Source organism: Alteromonas abrolhosensis (assembly GCF_001953635.1).
Taxonomy (GTDB): Bacteria; Pseudomonadota; Gammaproteobacteria; order Enterobacterales; family Alteromonadaceae; genus Alteromonas; species Alteromonas abrolhosensis.
The window spans coordinates 1,222,602-1,240,647 of record NZ_MEJH01000003.1; the positions used below are offsets into that span (position 1 = coordinate 1,222,602).

General features: G+C 45.0%; 13 protein-coding genes. 8 read left to right on the forward strand and 5 right to left on the reverse strand.

Annotation, left to right across the window (positions count from 1 at the left end; translation table 11 throughout):
• Nucleotides 1-151 precede the first annotated feature (151 nt).
• The 4 genes from BGK61_RS07420 (at nt 152) to BGK61_RS07435 (ending at nt 7,237) form a co-directional block, all read left to right on the forward strand.
• A complete protein-coding gene (locus BGK61_RS07420) occupies nt 152-1,384 on the forward strand; it encodes an efflux RND transporter periplasmic adaptor subunit (RefSeq protein ID WP_076012547.1) in 1,233 nt (410 codons plus the stop codon).
• Nucleotides 1,384-4,518 (forward strand): efflux RND transporter permease subunit, encoded by a 3,135-nt coding sequence (locus BGK61_RS07425; protein WP_076012548.1) that lies wholly within the window; start codon nt 1,384-1,386, stop codon nt 4,516-4,518. Before BGK61_RS07420 ends, BGK61_RS07425 begins: the two co-directional genes overlap by 1 nt.
• A gap of 47 nt (nt 4,519-4,565) precedes the next feature.
• Nucleotides 4,566-6,728, forward strand: coding sequence for a prolyl oligopeptidase family serine peptidase (locus BGK61_RS07430; RefSeq protein ID WP_076012549.1), 2,163 nt, complete (start codon nt 4,566-4,568; stop codon nt 6,726-6,728).
• A 152-nt stretch (nt 6,729-6,880) separates the two neighbouring features.
• The gene (locus BGK61_RS07435) at nt 6,881-7,237 is read left to right on the forward strand and encodes a hypothetical protein (RefSeq protein ID WP_014949730.1); all 357 of its coding nucleotides are present in this window, start codon (nt 6,881-6,883) and stop codon (nt 7,235-7,237) included.
• A gap of 95 nt (nt 7,238-7,332) precedes the next feature.
• Here the strand turns inward: BGK61_RS07435 and BGK61_RS07440 are convergent, their stop codons facing one another.
• Together BGK61_RS07440 and BGK61_RS07445 are read right to left on the reverse strand one after the other, a co-directional pair.
• Entirely contained in the window at nt 7,333-9,579 is a 2,247-nt protein-coding gene (locus BGK61_RS07440; RefSeq protein ID WP_076012550.1) for a TonB-dependent receptor, read from the reverse strand.
• Between the two features lie 262 nt (nt 9,580-9,841).
• Nucleotides 9,842-10,831, reverse strand: coding sequence for a GlxA family transcriptional regulator (locus BGK61_RS07445; protein ID WP_076012551.1), 990 nt, complete (start codon nt 10,829-10,831; stop codon nt 9,842-9,844).
• Between the two features lie 142 nt (nt 10,832-10,973).
• On the opposite strand from BGK61_RS07445, the gene BGK61_RS07450 reads away from it, so the two are divergent.
• The 4 genes from BGK61_RS07450 to BGK61_RS07465 all read left to right on the forward strand — a co-directional run bounded on the left by BGK61_RS07450 (nt 10,974) and on the right by BGK61_RS07465 (nt 14,943).
• Nucleotides 10,974-12,776: an acyl-CoA dehydrogenase gene (locus tag BGK61_RS07450; protein WP_014998601.1), complete on the forward strand. Its 1,803-nt coding sequence runs from the start codon at nt 10,974-10,976 to the stop codon at nt 12,774-12,776.
• A 77-nt stretch (nt 12,777-12,853) separates the two neighbouring features.
• Nucleotides 12,854-13,621 (forward strand): SDR family NAD(P)-dependent oxidoreductase, encoded by a 768-nt coding sequence (locus BGK61_RS07455; RefSeq protein ID WP_014998600.1) that lies wholly within the window; start codon nt 12,854-12,856, stop codon nt 13,619-13,621.
• Between the two features lie 76 nt (nt 13,622-13,697).
• Nucleotides 13,698-14,459, forward strand: a complete 762-nt coding sequence (locus BGK61_RS07460; protein ID WP_076012552.1) for an SDR family oxidoreductase — start codon at nt 13,698-13,700, stop codon at nt 14,457-14,459.
• Nucleotides 14,460-14,484: 25 nt separating this feature from the next.
• On the forward strand, nt 14,485-14,943 hold the full coding sequence (locus BGK61_RS07465; protein ID WP_014949724.1) for a YaiI/YqxD family protein: 459 nt from the start codon (nt 14,485-14,487) through the stop codon (nt 14,941-14,943).
• A gap of 102 nt (nt 14,944-15,045) precedes the next feature.
• On the opposite strand, the gene BGK61_RS07470 is transcribed toward BGK61_RS07465, so the two are convergent.
• From BGK61_RS07470 to BGK61_RS07480, 3 genes are all read right to left on the reverse strand, one after another.
• Nucleotides 15,046-15,297: a hypothetical protein gene (locus tag BGK61_RS07470; protein ID WP_014998599.1), complete on the reverse strand. Its 252-nt coding sequence runs from the start codon at nt 15,295-15,297 to the stop codon at nt 15,046-15,048.
• Between the two features lie 87 nt (nt 15,298-15,384).
• Nucleotides 15,385-17,550 (reverse strand): S46 family peptidase, encoded by a 2,166-nt coding sequence (locus BGK61_RS07475; protein WP_076012931.1) that lies wholly within the window; start codon nt 17,548-17,550, stop codon nt 15,385-15,387.
• Nucleotides 17,551-17,828: 278 nt separating this feature from the next.
• Nucleotides 17,829-18,046 (reverse strand): IS3 family transposase (locus BGK61_RS07480; RefSeq protein ID WP_157888785.1); only part of this gene is annotated, 218 nt, incomplete at its 5' end.

Below are 18,046 nucleotides of genomic sequence, written 5' to 3' on the forward strand. Positions count from 1 at the left end.
TCTTAGGTGGGCACAATAACCACAAATCAGTACACTAGTGTTGAAACAATAATAATAGATTTTCGTGGGTTATCAGGTGGTATGTGAAAGTGCAATACATCGTTGCGTCCGTTTCACTCGCGTGGATTTCCTTCGTTCCTAGGGATAGTAAATGAAAAACTCCATCTTGATGAAAAGTGGCATTCCACTAATCATAGTTTTGGTCGCGTTTATCGCCGCGACAGTCATGATCAAATCACGTAAGCCACCAGAGCAAGTACCCGTGGAAATTCCTGCTTTTTTGGTTGAAGCGAAAGAAGCAACAGCAGAGGCCGTGAGCTTTATCGTAAAATCTCAGGGTAATGTTGTTCCACGAAATAAAACTGCGTTAAGTGCGCAGGTCAGTGGCCAAGTAGTAAGTTTGTCTGATGTATTTATAGCTGGCGGTACGTTCAAAAAAGGGGATTTACTGGCAACACTTGAACAAGATGATTATCGCACGGATCTTAAGCTTGCAGAGGCTGAATTAGCTCAAGCGCAAGCAGCGCTTCAAGAAGAAATAGCTCGCGGCAAAGTAGCAGAGCAAGAATGGCGTTCGGTAAGTAGCGTTGCACCGCCTGAGTTGGGTTTACGTAAGCCGCAACTGGCAAAAGAACAAGCAAACGTTAAAGCTGCAGAAGCCAAACTAGAGCGCGCAAAACGCAACTTGGCAAGAACGCAAATTACAGCCCCTTATAATGGCATTGTGGTTGAACGTAATATTGACCTGGGTCAGTTTGTATCAATGGGCGCAGTACTTGGTACCGTTTACTCCACCGATACTGCAGAAGTCAGGCTGCCTATTACTGACAGCGATTTAATGTTTATCAATATTGCCGGACAATCCAATGACGGCGCTCCGGTTTCGTTGACGGCCTCTGTGGGCGGTGTGAAACGTACTTGGGAAGGTAAACTGGTGCGTTCAGAAGGTATTTTAGATACAGGCAGCCGAGTAGTATATGCCATTGTGGAAGTACAAGATCCTTACAATCTGAAATCTTCACACAATGCCCCCCTTCGTTTTGGTCAGTTTGTAGAAGCAGAAATCACGTCTCGTCAGAATGAAGATCTGGTTGTACTTCCTCGTAGTATTCTTCGTTTAGACAACACAGTGCTTACAGTCAACGACAACCGTGAAATAGAAATTAAACCTGTTGAAGTGGCACGCACAACTGCAAAAGAGGTATTCATTCGCTCTGGTATTGAGCCCGGAAGTTTAGTAGTAAGAAGCGCTGTACCTAACCCGTACAACGGCATGAAAGTTCGTCTACCAGGTGACGAACCAGTGCTATCTGATGCCGCTGAATTGGACACCACGGAAGATACCGACAAAGTAGAAAGCAAGACGTCGGAAGGTGATAACTAATGAGCCGTATTGAGACCAATAAGGGGTTAATCGCTTGGTTCGCGCACAATAACGTTGCTGCTAACCTTCTAATGTGGTTGCTCGTAGTGGGCGGGTTGTTCGGTGCTTTTAGTATTCAAAAGCAAGTGTTCCCCAATTTCGAGATAGACGTTATCAATGTCCGCGTGCCGTATTTGGGTGCAGCGCCTCAGGAAGTAGAAGAGGGCGTACTGCTTAAAATTGAAGAGGCCATCAAAGACTTAGAGGGCATCAAGCAGCTCAATTCCACAGCCGTTGAAGGAATGGGTACGGTAAGTATTCAGGTGGAAGAAGACTATGATGTTCAATCTTTACTTGATGAAGTAAAAGTACAAGTTGACGCTATTCCGAGCTTCCCCGCAGACACTGAAAAGCCCGTTATTTACCGTCAAAAAATACAACAAGACGTAATTTGGCTCTCGGTTTACGGCGACGCGTCTGAACGGGAGTTAAAAGAGTTTGCCAAAGATTTGCGCGACGACATTGCTAACCTACCTGGTATTTCAAGTGTTCAGGTGGTTGGGGCAAGAGACTATGAAATTTCTGTAGAGCTATCTGAAGTCGATTTACAAAAATATAATTTAACGTTTGCTGAAGTCGTGGCGCGTTTAAGTCAGACGAGTGTGGATTTACCTGGCGGCTCAATCCGTACCGAAAATGGCGATATATTACTTAGAACAAAAGGGCAGGCGTATACAGGCTGGGATTTCTCTCAGATAGTATTGCTGACTAACGCCAACGGCACACGTGTGACCTTAGGTGATGTGGCATACATCAACGACGGCTTCATTGAAAATAACCAATATGCGCTATTTGATGACAAACCCGCTGTTAGTTTGCGCGTCCGCGCGGTAGGCGATCAAAATGCTCTGGAAATATCAGAGCAAGTTAACAACTATATTAATAGTCACAAATCAGAATTTCCTGCGCACATTACCGCTGATACATGGGGGGATAGCTCATTCTACCTAGCCGACCGACTTAACATGATGCTAGAAAACATGTTCTTCGGTGCGTTACTCGTTTTCTTGGTATTGTCTTTGTTTTTAAAGATTAAGCTCGCTTTTTGGGTAATTGTTGGCTTGCCAGTCTGCTTTCTTGGCACCTTGCTAGTAATGCCGTTAGACATGGTAGGTGTGTCTATCAATATGCTTAGTCTATTCGCGTTTATTCTTGTGCTAGGTATAGTGGTTGATGACGCCATTATCATGGGTGAATCGGCGTATTCTGAAATAGACAAAAAAGGCCATAGCGCGGAAAACGTTATCGCGGGTGTTAAAAAGGTGGCCATGCCTGCGACCTTTGGTGTATTGACTACCATTGCCGCTTTTTCACCTATGCTTATGGTATCTGGGCCCTTTGGCATTATTTGGAAAACCATCGGTATGGTGGTGATTGTTTGCCTTATTTTCTCGCTCATTGAGTCCAAGTTAATACTTCCTGCTCACTTGGTACATATGAAACTGAAGCCTTATGACCCGGCAAAGGCTAATGCTTTTCAAAAGTTTAGAGACTTTTTCAGTGAAGGAATAAAATCGTTTATTCACAATAAATATGCGCCATTTTTAGCTAAAGCCGTTCGAAATCGCTACACAACAGTCGCTGTATTTACTGCTATGTTGATCCTAACCGTAGGTTTGTTTGGCGGTGGTATCGTGCGCTTTGTATTTTTCCCCAACATACCCAGTGACTTTATGATCGCTAGCTTCGAACTTGAACCAGGTTCTTCGCTAGAACAGCGTGACAATGTGTTAACTACACTGCGCGAAGCCATGCACCGCATGGACGAAAAAGTGGCTGAAGAGTCGGGTGAGAACGTAATTAAACACGCCATTGCTTTTGACAATGGAAACCTTGGTGGTGAAATTTTTGCGGAGCTTACAAAAGGCGAAACCCGAACGCTCACTGATTTTGAAATTCAAAACATGTGGCGTGAAGAACTACCTGAAATTCCTGGTGTTAAGTCATTCAATATTAGTTCGCCGGGCGGCCCAGGTGGCGGTTCTGATCTTAGCTTTGAGTTCAGTTCGAGTGATATAAAGGCACTGCGTGCAATTAGTGAAGAACTTAAGGAAGCTTTGGATAAATACGAAGGCGTTACTGATATCAATGACACCTTCTCAGGCGGCAGCGAAGAAATTCAGCTGGCACTGAAGCCTCAAGCTGATGCATTAGGCATTTCTTTGCGTGATTTGGGTCAGCAGGTTCGCTTTGGTTTCTATGGCGCGGAAGTACAGCGTATTCAGCGTGATGATGAAGAAATTAAGGTGATGGTACGTTATCCAAAGACAGAGCGTAGCTCTATTGAACACCTTGAAAACATGCGTATACGCGCGCCCAATGGTCAGGAAATACCGTTTGAGCAAGTGGCGACGTTCACGGTAGGTCAGGGCTTTGATTCAATCATTCGTGTCGACGGTAAACGCTCGGTAACCGTAACTGGTGCTGTGGATAAAGCGTTGCTAGACCCGTCAGAAGTAACCAACGATGTGATTGAAAATTTGATGCCGGATCTACTTGCGCGCTATCCAAACGTGGATTTTCAGCTTCAAGGAAACTCTAAGGAACAGGCTGACGCTATGATTAGCCTTATGCAGGGACTTCTATTTGCACTGTTTGCCATTTATACCTTGCTAGCTATTCCGCTTAAATCTTACAGCCAGCCCTTCATTATCATGTCGGTTATTCCGTTTGGTATTGTAGGGGCCATTGTTGGGCACTTGGTGTTAGGTATGGCAGTAAGCGTACTTTCTATCTGCGGTATTATTGCCTTGTCTGGGGTGGTAGTTAACGACAGCTTAATCATGGTGGATTTTGTTAACCGAGCACGCAAAGAAGGCATGTCACTTATGGACGCTGCAATCAGTGCCGGTACACAGCGTTTCAGAGCAATCATACTTACCTCATTAACAACCTTTATGGGGCTTATGCCGATTGTTTTTGAGCGCAGTTTACAGGCTCAGGTTGTGATCCCTATGGCCATTTCATTGGCCTTTGGTATCTTATTTGCCACCGTGATTACCTTACTGCTTGTCCCTGCACTATACCTCATTCTAAATGACATTAAGGGTGTGTTTAGAGGTCGAAAACACGCACAAATTACGACAGAAAGCTAAATAGAAAATGCCGGTTAAGACCGGCATTTTTCGTTTGAGGAATAAAAATGAAGAAAAATCTAATATACGCTGCCATAGTAGCAGCCTCTGCAGGCTTAACCTTGGCTTGCACAACCTCTTACACTGCGAATACCGATTCGGTAAAAAGTGAAACCAAAAACGTTGCTATGCCGAAAGTGCCTGGTTATCCAGAAACCAGAACTGTAGCGCAGCAGGATGACTACCATGGTACTGTGGTTAGCGACCCGTATCGCTGGCTAGAGGAAGAAAAGAGCGAAGAGGTAAGTGCTTGGGTTGAGTCTCAAAACACCCTTGCTCGTCCTTATCTGGCTGAGTTGCCCTCTAGAGAGCGATACAAAGAACGTTTAACGGCGCTGTGGGATTACGAAAAATATTCAACACCCTATATGGTAAACGGCAAGCTGTTTTACTCTTATAACGACGGCTTACAAAACCAATACGTGCTTTATATGGCTGACGGCGTTAACGGTGAGCCTGAAGTTCTGATTGACCCAAATACCCTGAGTGAAGATGGCACAGTGTCTATGGCGTCAACAGAACTAAGTCCTAAAGCCTCGTATTTAGCCTATATGCTTTCCGATGGCGGTACCGACTGGAAAACCATTCACATTCGCAACACCAGCAGCAAGTCGGATTTAACGGATACCATCAAAGGTATTAAGTTTACGAATATTGCGTGGCTGCCTGATGAGAGTGGCTTTTTCTATTCCCGTTACCCGCAAAATGACGCCGGTAAGTATGATGACAGCCAAACCGTATCCATCTATTTTCACGCAATAGGTACAGCACAAAGTGAAGACAAAAAGGTTTTCGCGTTTGACAATAAACCTACATGGAACCCTTATCCTTCGGTTGTTCAAGATGGCAAAACACTGCTTATTTCTGTATTCGAGGGATATCAGGCGAATGGTGTTTACGCTAAGTCGCTGGTAACGGAGAACAGTGACCTTGTTCCCGTTTTTGATAAGTGGGACGGTCGATACGACCTGATTGGCGAGCATGACGACGAGTTATTTTTCACATCTACAGCAAATGCCCCTACAGGTAAGGTTATTAAGGTTGATTTCGATGGTGGCGTTAAAGCAACGGAAACCGTAATTGAGAGCACTTCTGATACCTTGTCTAGCGTTTCACTTCTTGGTGAAAAGCTCTTTGCACAGTATCTAAAAGATGTAAAAGGGCAAGTAAGTGTTTTTGACTTAAACGGCAAGCGAGTAGATGAAATTGCGTTTTCTGACATTGGAAGCGTAAGCGGCTTTTACGGTAGTAAAAATACCGATACAACTTTTTATAAGCTCACTGGGTTCACCAATCCTGGTCAAGTGTTTGCCTATGATATAGAAACTGGTGAGTCATCGTTGTTTAAAACCATCGATACTGGCATTAATTATGATGACTACGAAACGAAGCAAATCTTTTACATCAGTAAAGATGGAACCAAAGTTCCTATGTTTATTGTGCATAAGAAAGGCCTGAAGTTAGACGGAAACAATAAAACGCTATTGTACGGTTACGGTGGTTTTAATATTTCACTGTTACCACGCTATTCAGTATCACGCATGGTATGGGTAGAGCAGGGTAATGTGCTGGCCATAGCCAACTTACGTGGTGGTGGCGAGTATGGACAACAGTGGCACAAGGCCGGTACTAAGTTAGATAAGCAGAACGTATTTGATGACTTTATTGCAGCAGGCGAGTATCTAGTTGAAAGTGGCTACACCACGCCAGAAAAGATGGGTATTCAAGGTGGCTCGAATGGCGGTTTGCTTGTTGGTGCGACCTTGACTCAGCGCCCAGATCTTTTCTCAGCAGCCTTACCTGCAGTCGGTGTGCTAGATATGCTTCGCTATCACACACCAAGTGCAAATGCGCGAGCATGGTCTTCTGATTATGGATTAAGTGAAAACAAAGACGAATTTGAAGCGCTCTATGCTTATTCGCCACTTCATAACACTAAGCCTGGCACCTGTTACCCAGCAACGTTGATAACTACGGGTGATCATGACGACCGCGTTGTGCCGTGGCACAGTTATAAGTTCGCAGCGCAATTACAGGCAGATCAAGGCTGTGACAACCCAGTTCTGCTTCGCGTGGAAACCCGAGCGGGACACGGTGCAGGCACACCTACATGGATGCAAATAGAGGGGTATGCTGACCAGTGGGCATTCCTAGAATCAGCCCTCGATTAAGCTTTTTGATAACGACTAAACAGGAGCCGCTTGAATAAGCGGCTTTTTTGTTTGCATTTTAAACAAATAACCATATACTGTATAAATATCAGTATGGTTTATTTTGAGTCTCATCTTAGTTCGCTGATTAGCGCAACATTTAGGAGATAGTTATGCAAACAGGTATTAAAGCGGTCGACCAGCTTATTTTAAAACATGGCATAATGGCTGATTTAGGTTCAGATACGTTTCAGCGCCGTAGTCGCTTAACTGGTGGCGATGAGCGTGCAAATGCACTGCCTTTCTGTATGTATCAAAAAGTGGCACATGCTCCTTTATCTCATCAATTCACGGTGCATCACTTTTATATGCCTGGTAGTAAAGGGAAGCTGGCGAGCTTTCTGTTTAATGAAAAAGGGCAGTTGATCGAGCAGGTTTACTATCAAAAAGTAGCGCGATGGGTGAAGGTGTGTAGGAAATTACAGCAGCTTGTGCAAATGCCTACATCTGATATTCATATGGCAGCTTAACAGGCACAAAAAAGCGGTAACGTTGTTCAACGTTACCGCCTATTCAAAAAATCAGTAGATAGCTCGAATGAATAGAACTAACTACTTATCTTTGCTTAGAAGTAAGTGTATTTAAACTCAACACCCCAAATACGAGGTTCGTTTACAATACCCGTTAAGTTTGCAAAGTCGATTGCACCTTTAACGTTATCTTCGTCAGTAATGTTACGACCGAATAGCGCTACTGTGTAGTTGTGCGCAAAGTTCTCGTAACCAATGCGTAAACCACCTTCGAAGTTGTCGTCAGTAGTAAATTCAACCGCTTCATATAGGAAGATGTTGGTTTCGCCTTGGAATGCCCAATCAGTAAACACGAAGAATTCACCGTCATCGCCCATAGGGATGGTGTAACGTGCTGTGAAGTTAAAGATTGATTCAGGCGCTTGAGGGAAAGGGTTTCCGTCAATAATTGCGTTGAAACCATCTGGGCGTTCGTCAGTAACAGTACAGTAACCAGTGAAGCCACTTGCAGCGCTAGTACCACAAGGTGCAACAGTTAGAGAGTCATCTTTGATCTCAGTGTGGTTATAGCTGTAGCCAGCAGTGAAAGTTAGTTCATCAGTCGCTAGCCATTGAGCGTCTACTTCGAAACCGTAAGCTTCACCTTCATCAGCATTTACTAGTGCAGTAAAGTTGTTACCGCCACCAATAGCTGAGAATTGCATGTCGTCAACGGTATAGTAGAACGCAGCAGCGTTTAGACGTAGCGTATCATCGAACAGGTCAGATTTAACACCTACTTCAAAAGAGTTGATAGTTTCTGCGTCTGCAACTGAAGGTGCGCCTTCGAATGCCACGTCACGACCTTGGATTGTTTGCGCTCTGAAACCATTCGCATAGCGAGCAAAAACAGACATGTCGTCAGTTACACGGTAGTTCGCACTAAGCTCAAAGCTTGTTTGACCGTCATCTACGTTGATGTCTTCGTAATCCTGAACGGCAGCAATGCCTAAAACAACGGCAAAGCCGTCAACATTTTGTTCACCAACAACAAGAGACTTCTTGTCGTGAGTATAGCGAATACCACCCGTTACGTTTAACTTATCGTTGACTTGGTAAGATGATTGACCGAATACAGCCCATGTTTGGTTTTCATGGAATACTGTCGTCGCACCAAAGAAACCGTCAATGCTGGTTACGTTAAATGATGCATCATAATAGAAAGCACCTACTTGCCAGTTCATCGGATCGCTAGTGTTACTTGCTAAACGGAATTCCTGCGTATATTGCTCAAGATCATTAAGATTATCTTGAGTTACGAAGTTTTGTGAAGCAATGGCATCACCATCGATATCGCCTAGGCTAGAGCCTTCCGCGGTTTCGATTGCAGAGATTGAAGTAAAGGTTACTTCATCCATGTCATATTCTAGTTTAAGTGATGTACCTAAACCTTCGTAAGACTGTGGATTGTTGTCAGTACCGTTGCCTTCCAGGTCGCCGTCATAGCTTACTGTTTCGCGGTCATAGCTATCATTTAGGTCATTGCTGCCTTTGTTGAAGACATTACCACGGAAAATTGAAGCAGTACCTTCGAGGTCACGGCCGTGTACGTTAAGAAGGGCAGAAAAGTCAGCTGATGGCTCCCAAAGAAGCTGCAAGCGCCATGCTTTCTCATCGAAGCCGCCTAATGCGTTGTTTTGACCAGTTGCTGCGTTGTCGATGTAATCATCACGCTCTTGTGACAATACAGAAAGGCGTGCAGAAAGTTCGTCAGTAAGACCACCGCTAATTGCGCCTTCAAAGTTCATTGTACCGTATGAACCAAAGCCTGCTTTCGCATAGCCTTCAACGTCTTGGGTTGGTTTTACAGTATCAAATTTGATGATACCTGCAGTAGTGTTACGACCAAATAGTGTACCCTGTGGGCCACGAAGTACTTCTACTTGCTGAACGTCGAAAAGCGGGAAGCTTTTGAGTACCACGTTTTCCATTACCACTTCATCCATGATAATAGAAACAGGTTGTGATGCCGCAAGGTCGAAATCTGTGTTACCTAGACCACGAATATAAAAACGCGGTGCAACACGACCATTTGATGACTCGGCGTAAAGACCAGGCACGCGAACTGCTAAAGCAAGAATATCTTCACCGCCAGAGAATAGGCTTTCGAATTTTTCACCGCTTAAAGTCGCAACAGAAATAGGTACTTCCTGAATAGACTGGGTACGCTTTTGCGCAGTAACGGTAATTTGTTCAAGTGAGGCTTCTTTTTTTTCTGTCGTCGCGGCCTCTTGTGCAAGAACTGAAGAGCTGAACGCAGCACTAACGGCTAACGCTAGTGTGGCGATTTTGTGTGTTCTCATGTTTCCACCAAGATGATTTTAAAATTATACTTTTGTAGTGTTTTTAGCACAAAAATTAACAATCTATGCTTGGCGCTGCATTTTACACAAACTTTTACATAAAAACTTCAAATTTGTGCAATACGACGCGTTTTTCATCGCAAATGCACAATATTAGTTAGAGCGCATGTACTCAAAACGCCTTTGTGCACAGGCGTGGAACATTTGTCTTAGAACAAAGATATTTTTTGGTGCGTTTTATATAAAAGCATTCCGCCAGTTCCTAGCTCCGCTTAAATTTTGCACGATACTGAGAGGGTGATAATCCAGTAGTTTTTTTAAAAAGACGTGTGAAAGAACTAAGATCTTCATATCCCACCGCGCTGATTAAGCGCTCTAACGGCATCCCGGAGGTTTCCAAAAGCTTTCTCGCATGCTCAATGCGTAGCGACTGTAAATACTGACCTGGTGTAATATCACACGCGTTTTTAAAACGGCGTATAAGTGTGCGTTCGGTCATATTATGCCTTTGCGCTAATTCGCCTAGCGTACATTTGTTCTGTACGTTTTTCTCTAAGAAGGATTGTACCGCTTTAATATCCTTGTCTGAGTGGAAATGCCTCTGACGACTGCTCGCGTAAACAGTTTGGCTAGTTCTAGACACATCTAACACGTGGGATTTTGCCGTATCACTGGCAATTTGATGGCCACAGTAGCGTTCTATCAACAAGATAGATAAATCAATCCACGCCATGCCGCCGCCTGCACAAAACACCGTATCGTCTTCAGTAACCATTTTCTCGGGTTGTAAGTTTACGGTAGGGTACATGTTCTTAAATTTATCTGCATATCCCCAATGTGTGGTGGCAATTTTATTGTCCAATAATTCGGATTGGGCCAAAAGAAAAGTGCCGGTGCAATTGGCTGCAATGTCGGCCCCCATTTTCTGAAGACGCCTTATATGTACAAGCAGAGGCGCTGTGCTGTCTAGCACTTCATCAATATCGCCACCGATTGTTGGAATTAACAGAATATCGGTGTGCGACACATCTTCAATGGCGATATTTGGCTGCAAAATTACCTGATTAGAGCAAAGAATAGGCTGGCCATGGTGACTGGCCAACTGTACTTTGAACTGTGGGCTGGTCGGTAAGCTGTGTATTCGCTGCCAACTAATACCTGCGAAAGCAAATACATCGAGCGCTCCCGTAATGGCAGATGCTAACGCTTGATTAAATCCGAGTACGGTCACGGTGAATTTCGTGTCATTCATAAAAATAATTCGAGTTATAAAGTAAGATAAAACTCAGTGATTGTTGGCGTGATTGACCATTATTGTGTCATTAATGACAATAATGGCACGATAACGAATATGACACAATGTGTTAACAAGTATTCGTAGAGGACAGGACACCATGGCCGACCAACTTATTCCCCGCCGTGAAATGCAATTTCAGCTGTACGAAGTTTTAAATACCGCTGCCTTATGTGAAAAAGCACGCTTCGAAGAGCACAATGTGGAAACTTTCAACGCCGTGATTGACATGGCTGAGAAGATGGCAGAAGAACTGTTTCTTCCTCATAACGCTGTTGCCGATAAAAATGAGCCTACTTTTGACGGCACCAAAGTCTCTATGATTGATGACGTAAAAGTGGCTTTTGACACATACAGAGAGTCTGGGTTTATCGCGGGTCATTTTGATTTTGAAGATGGCGGTATGCAGCTTCCTGTTACCGTTATGAATGCCTGTGCGGGCTACTTCTTGGCGGCTAACCCATCGTCAACTGCTTATCCTTTCTTAACTGCAGCGGCTGCTAATGTCATTAAGCATTTTGCCTCTGAAGATATCAAAAGTGCGTTTCTATCAAAAATGTTAGCGGGTGACTTCACTGGAACCATGGCACTTACCGAGCCCCATGCCGGTTCGTCACTTGCTGATATTCGTACGTCAGCAAGGCCGCAAGATGATGGTACGTATCGAATCAAAGGCAGCAAGATTTATATCTCAGGTGGTGAGCATGAGCTTTCCGACAACATCGTACATTTGGTGTTGGCGAAAATTCCAGGTGGCCCAGCTGGTGTAAAAGGTATTTCCTTATTTGCTGTACCTAAATACCGCCTAGACGCTGAGGGCAACCCAGATGTGCGCAACGACGTTACCCTTGCTGGCCTCATCCACAAAATGGGCTACCGAGGTACAACTTCAACCGCATTGACCTTTGGCGAAAATGGTGACTGCCACGGCTACCTTATTGGCGAGCCGCACCAGGGGTTGCGCTACATGTTCATGATGATGAATGAAGCCCGCATTGGCGTGGGCTATGGTGCTGCCATGATAGGGTATCGCGGGTACCGTTACTCACTAGAATACGCAAAAGATCGTACTCAAGGTCGCGCTGCGCCAAATCTTGCGCCAGAAGATGAGCCTACACCTATTATCAATCACGGTGACGTGCGACGTATGTTGCTAGCGCAAAAGGCCTACTGTGAAGGCGGCATGTCCCTCTGCTTGTACGGCAGCATGCTCATCGATGAGATGGAGACAGAAACTGACAGCGAAAAGCGCACCGAGCTTTCTCAGCTTTTAGATCTTTTAACACCCGTGTTCAAAGCATGGCCTTCGGAGTTTGGCCCTAAAGCCAACGATTTGGCTATTCAAATTCTAGGTGGTGCGGGCTACACCCGTGAATATCCTGTTGAGCAGTGCTGGCGCGATAACCGCCTTAACCCAATTCACGAGGGCACAAATGGTATTCAGGCGTTAGACCTGTTAGGAAGAAAGTTATGGCAGCACGATGGCAAAGGTCTTCAAGTTCTGCTTTCTCGTGTAACCAGTGATATGAAGCGCGCAGAAACGCCAAGAGCACAGGCGCTGGCTGCAAAATTAAAACCCTATCTAGATCAGCTTGGCGGTTTAATCCAACAAGCAGCGGCAGATCTGCGCTCAGATAAGCAACCAGTTTTGCTAACCAATGCGAGTTGCTTCTTAAACGTATTTTCAAGTTGTGTGGTGAGCTGGATTTGGCTGCGCCAGGCAAATGTTGCCGAACAAGCACTCGCTAACGGTGCAGGCGAGCAAGATGCTGACTTTTATGAAGGTAAATTAGCGGCCGCGGAATACTTTTTAAATTGGGAATTACCGCTGGTCAGTCGCGATATTGAAGTGCTTTCTTCACGCGAGGCAACGTGTAACAACGTAAAAGCGAGTTATTTTTAATCATTCAAAACAAAGAGCATGCGCAGTGACCTTTATTTAACAGCGTTGCGCTTGTTCACGAAATTGGAGTACAGCTAATGAATGTAGCTGCAAATGTCGAAGGCAAGCATATTCTTATTACTGGTGGTGGCTCGGGTATCGGTGCTGCTTCGGCTCGCGTATTGAGTGCGCGTGGTGCAACAGTTGGTATTGCAGATCTAAACGAAGAAAACGCCAAAGCATTGGCTGAAGAAATTGTTGCCTCAGGTGGCAAAGCCTATGCGGTGGCGGTGGATGTTACCGAACCTGCTCAGGTAAAAGCGATGTTCGACACGGCGCTTTCTCATAACGACAAGATTGATGTGGTTATTAATAATGCGGGAATCGACCATTTTCCAGCTCCGCTAACTGAAGTCGATGATGCCATGTTTATGAAGAATATTCAGGTCAACTTAGCTGGCGTATGGTATTGCATGAAAAACGCCCTTAAGCATATGACGGCATCAGGCGGTGGCCACATCATCAATATTGCCTCTGTAGCTGGATTGCGCTCTGCGCCTATGATTAGCGCTTACAGCGCTTCCAAACATGGGGTAGTGGGACTTACTAAATCGGCGGCGGTGGAATACGCAAGGGCGAACATTCGTATTAACGCTGTTTGTCCAAGCTTTGTAGATACTCCTATGGTGCAAGGCGTTTTATCAAAATTGGATGAAAGAGGCCAAAAAGGGCTTATTGGCGCCAATCCAATGAAGCGTTTGGGTAAACCAGAAGAGATTGCTAATGCCATTGCTTGGTTGTGTAGCGATGAGTCGTCATTCATGACGGGTCAGTCAGTAGTACTCGACGGTGGTATGTTGGCCTAGAGCAGGCACCGCAACAAGCGTTAATAAGAGAAATTAAGCACACAGCACTTTATCAGCAAGAATTAAGGATATGACAATGAAGAACCTTTTTGATTTAACAGGAAAAGTGGCACTGGTTACAGGTGCAAGTCGCGGTATCGGTGAGTCTATTGCCCGTTTGCTTGCCCAGTATGGCGCGCATGTAATTGTATCAAGCCGCAAAATTGACGGCTGTGAAGCCGTTGCTTCTTCAATTCGTGACGCAGGTGGTAAGGCGACAGCGCTAGCGTGTCATGTGGGTGAAATGGAGCAAATTACAGAAGCATTTAACGTCATTAAACGCGATTTTAGAAAACTGGATATTCTAGTGAACAACGCGGCAGCCAATCCTTACTTTGGGCATATCTTAGATACTGACCTTGGCGCCTACAATAAAACTGTAGACGTCAATATTCGTGGCTACTTCTTCATGTCGATTGAAGCTGGCAAAATGATGAAAGAGCAGGGTGGTGGCGTCATTCTCAACACGGCATCGGTAAACGGTGTAACACCAGGCGACATGCAGGGTATTTACTCTATTACGAAAGCTGCGGTCATCAGCATGACTAAGTCATTTGCAAAAGAGTGCGGTAGCTTGAACATTCGCGTAAACGCACTATTGCCAGGTTTAACCGATACTAAATTTGCGTCAGCGTTAACAACTAACGAGCAAATATTGAAGCACGCGCTTAAAGTTATTCCACTAGGTCGTGTCGCTGACCCAGATGAAATGGCGGGCACAGTATTGTATTTAGTATCAGACGCTTCAACCTACACGACTGGCACGACAGTGGTGGTAGATGGTGGTATGCTAGCGTAATTAGATACAGCTACGAGATACGACCATGCATATATGGGTTGACGCCGACGCGTGCCCTGCAGTGATCAAAGACATCCTTTTTAAGGCAGCTAGACGTACCAAGCTGCCTTTGTCTTTGGTGGCTAACCATTCTATGTCTGTTCCACCAGACAAGCATATAACCTTAACGCAAGTGCCGTCAGGCTTTGATGCTGCTGACGATTATATAGTAGAGAAGTGTGAAGCCGGTGACTTAGTGATTACCAATGACATTCCGTTAGCCGCCGATGTACTGGCAAAAAATGCGCTAGCGTTGAATAATCGTGGTGAAGAATACGACAAGTCGTCTATCAAGCAGATACTGGGCATGCGTGATTTCATGGAAACTATGCGCTCAAGCGGCGAACACACAGGCGGTCCGAAAGCCTTCTCCCAACGTGACAAGCAAAACTTCGCCAACGCACTAGACCGACTCCTCACCCAAGGCCTCCGCAACCTCAAATAAAATAATGGGGTCAGAGTACATTTCTACAGCGTGAACCCAGCAGCAAAAATATTGGGGTCAGAGTACTTTAATACTTAAAAAAAGTACTCTGACCCCATTTTTTTAGCAGTCTCCACCGCCGCCATCGCTGCTGCAAGATGAGCTTGAACTGCTGCTTGGCGTGTATATCGCTGAGGCACCATCGCCCTGAGAGCCCGGCGTACCGCCGCGAGTCTTAGAAATAAACGTAATTAAGAACATCAACGCACATAGCGAAATAATAGCGATAGATGCTTTCCACTCACCGGTTATAGCTCCGCTATAACACGAGTACGCAGCCACGGCTAAACTAACAAGCCTTATTAGTAACCTCATAACGATCTCCTTATTTACCGGAAGGCATTAGGGGGAAAATGTACTCTGACCCCCCAATTAATGTACTCTGACCCCATTATGCGGTGGTTATTTAACGATGGTCATCTCTTCGATGAGGTTCGTTGCACCGTCAACGTATTCCATTACCCATAACATGTAGCGGCTATCTACATGGATGGTACGGGTTGTTTTCGGGTCAAAATCCCAATCAGAATTTACACTCTCGAATGTACCGTCAAACAACAGGCCGATAAGCTCTGCTTTTGCGTTGAGCGTTGCTGAGCCTGAGTTACCGCCTGTTGAATCTAAATCCGTCAGGAAGTTTACCGGCACGCTGTTAATAGCGTCTAACTTGTAAGGGCCGTATTTCTTATCTTCAATAAGCTCAAGCTGTTTTTTAGGTGAGTCGAATGGTGTCTCGCCCGTGTCTTTTTCTGTAATACCTTCAAGACGAGTGAAAGGCTCGTAAATCAGACCGTCTTTTGGCGAGCCGCCCATTACGTTACCGTAAGTGACGCGCAGCGTACTGTTTGCATCTGGATAAGCAAGGCTGCCCAAAGATTTTTGCCACTCAATAATGGCACTCATGTATTTAGGGCGAAGCGCAGCAGCTTTACCGCTTAGCGTTTTGCTCTTATCTTCTATAGCCATCTCGGTATCGAACAGGGCAACCGCAAGTTTAATGAACGGGTCGTTGCTATTTTCGAAATCAGCTCGGCTTGCAGTTAACCATTTCAAACGTTCTTCAGTATTAGTTAATGAAGTATTGTCGTAAAACGCTTTTAACTTCTTCTGAAGTGTTTTTCCGTCGGTACCACCATCAATGCCTACTGCTTTATCGAACGCGGCTACTCGGTTTTCTTCTGGCTGTTCTAGGTACATGCTAATCATTTTATGCCAAACGGCCTGATCAACAACCGGATCAAAGCGGCGCTCAATACGCTCTACGCCTTCTTTAAGAAGAATTTGATCGCGCTTCTGAAATCCAGATTCACGTTCTGCGTCCGGCTTTTCTTTTTCGATGGCATTGCGATAAAGGGTTTGGGCTGACGACAAGAGTTGTGCACGACTGAGGTTGTTGTACCAGAAGTTTTGCTTGTTCATTTGCATTTGCTCAGCGCTAACCGCATCAAGATCGGCAAGTGCTTGCTTCATCTCACTCTTACCGTTTTTATCAAGCCATGCAGCTAGTTGCTCTTCTCGCTCAGCGCGACGTGGAACAAGTCCAACGCGTTTAGCGCCAGAAAGCTGGCCCAACGTATTTTTGTGGAAGTTGTTAAGACCCGCTAACAAAGCTTCATATTTTATACGCGCATCACTGCCTTCTTCAGATGCACTTTCAATAGTTTTAATCCACGCATCTACCAGTTCAAGGTAAGTGGGATATAGCCAATCAAACGTGTACGACACTTGTGATAAACGCGCATAGCGGTTAGTAGAGCCAGGGTATCCCGCTGCCATAACAAAGTCGCCGTCTTCAAGTCCAGCTGCCGAAACTTTTAAGAAATGCTCCGGTTTAAATGGCACGTTCTCTTCGCTGTAATCAGCTGGTTTACCGTCTTTACCCACGTAAGCACGGTAGAACGAGAAGTCGCCCGTATGGCGAGGCCACATCCAGTTATCTACATCACCACCGTATTTACCAATTGAATCAGCAGGCGCGTAGGCAATACGCACGTCACGGATTTCCATTTGCTTTATTAGCTTGTATTCAAGGCCTTGGAAAAACGAAGGTACAGAGCAGCGGAAGCCCGCTTCAGACTCACACTCTGCAATTAACGCTTTGCGGTTTGCTTCAATGAGGTCGTAGCGCTCGCGGCCTTGAACGTCATCACTGATGCCGCCAATGACGTTGTCGGTTACATCAGAAAAATCGACCGTAACGAACATGCGTGTACCCGGCGCGGCGGGCAGTTCTTCACCAATTTCTTTTGCTAGGAAACCATCTTTTAAATAGTTGTTTTCGGGGGTGCTGTTATATTGAACAGAACCGCGCGCGCAGTGGTGGTTAGTAACGGCCAAGCCTTTGTCAGAGACAAACGATGCTGAACACCCACCAAGTGACACTATTGCGCCCATTGGGAACGCGGTTAGGTCGTTAATACTACTAGCAGGGATTGCTAAGCCTGTTTCTTTTAAATCGCCGGCAATTGAAGGAAGTTGTTCTGGCGTGAACATGCCTTCCTTAGCATTTACTTGCATTGCACTGCCAATTAAAGCGGCAGAAAGACAAAATACACTTACTTTAGACATGGGGTATCCTTGTTCTTGTCGTTAATCTTATTGTTATAAGTCAGTCTTAATAAATACCAAGTTAACGTAGACGTCAACATTGTTACAGTGTAACGATTATTCCCATTTCGCCCTAAGAAAAAGCGTTGGGTGTAAGGAGGAAATTTGTTAAGAAGTGTAACTAGCTGCCATTAACAGCACGGTTGGGCTGTTTATCGCAGAAATAGGAAAGCGAGAAATTTGAAGGTAATAAAAAAGGCAGGTATAAATGAAGTGACCCCATTAAGTTGGACTCATTTCTAAGCGGCAACCAAGGCCTGATTTCGATATTGTATCGGACTCAGGCCTTTTAGTTTTAGCTTAATGCGTTCGTTGTTGTAGTAATCAATATATTCTTTGATGTTTTCAATGAGCTCATTCGCATCTTTGAACGTTTCATTGTGATACATCTCAGTTTTTAATATGCCGAAGAAGTTCTCTGCAACGGCATTGTCTAAACAGTTTCCTTTCCTAGACA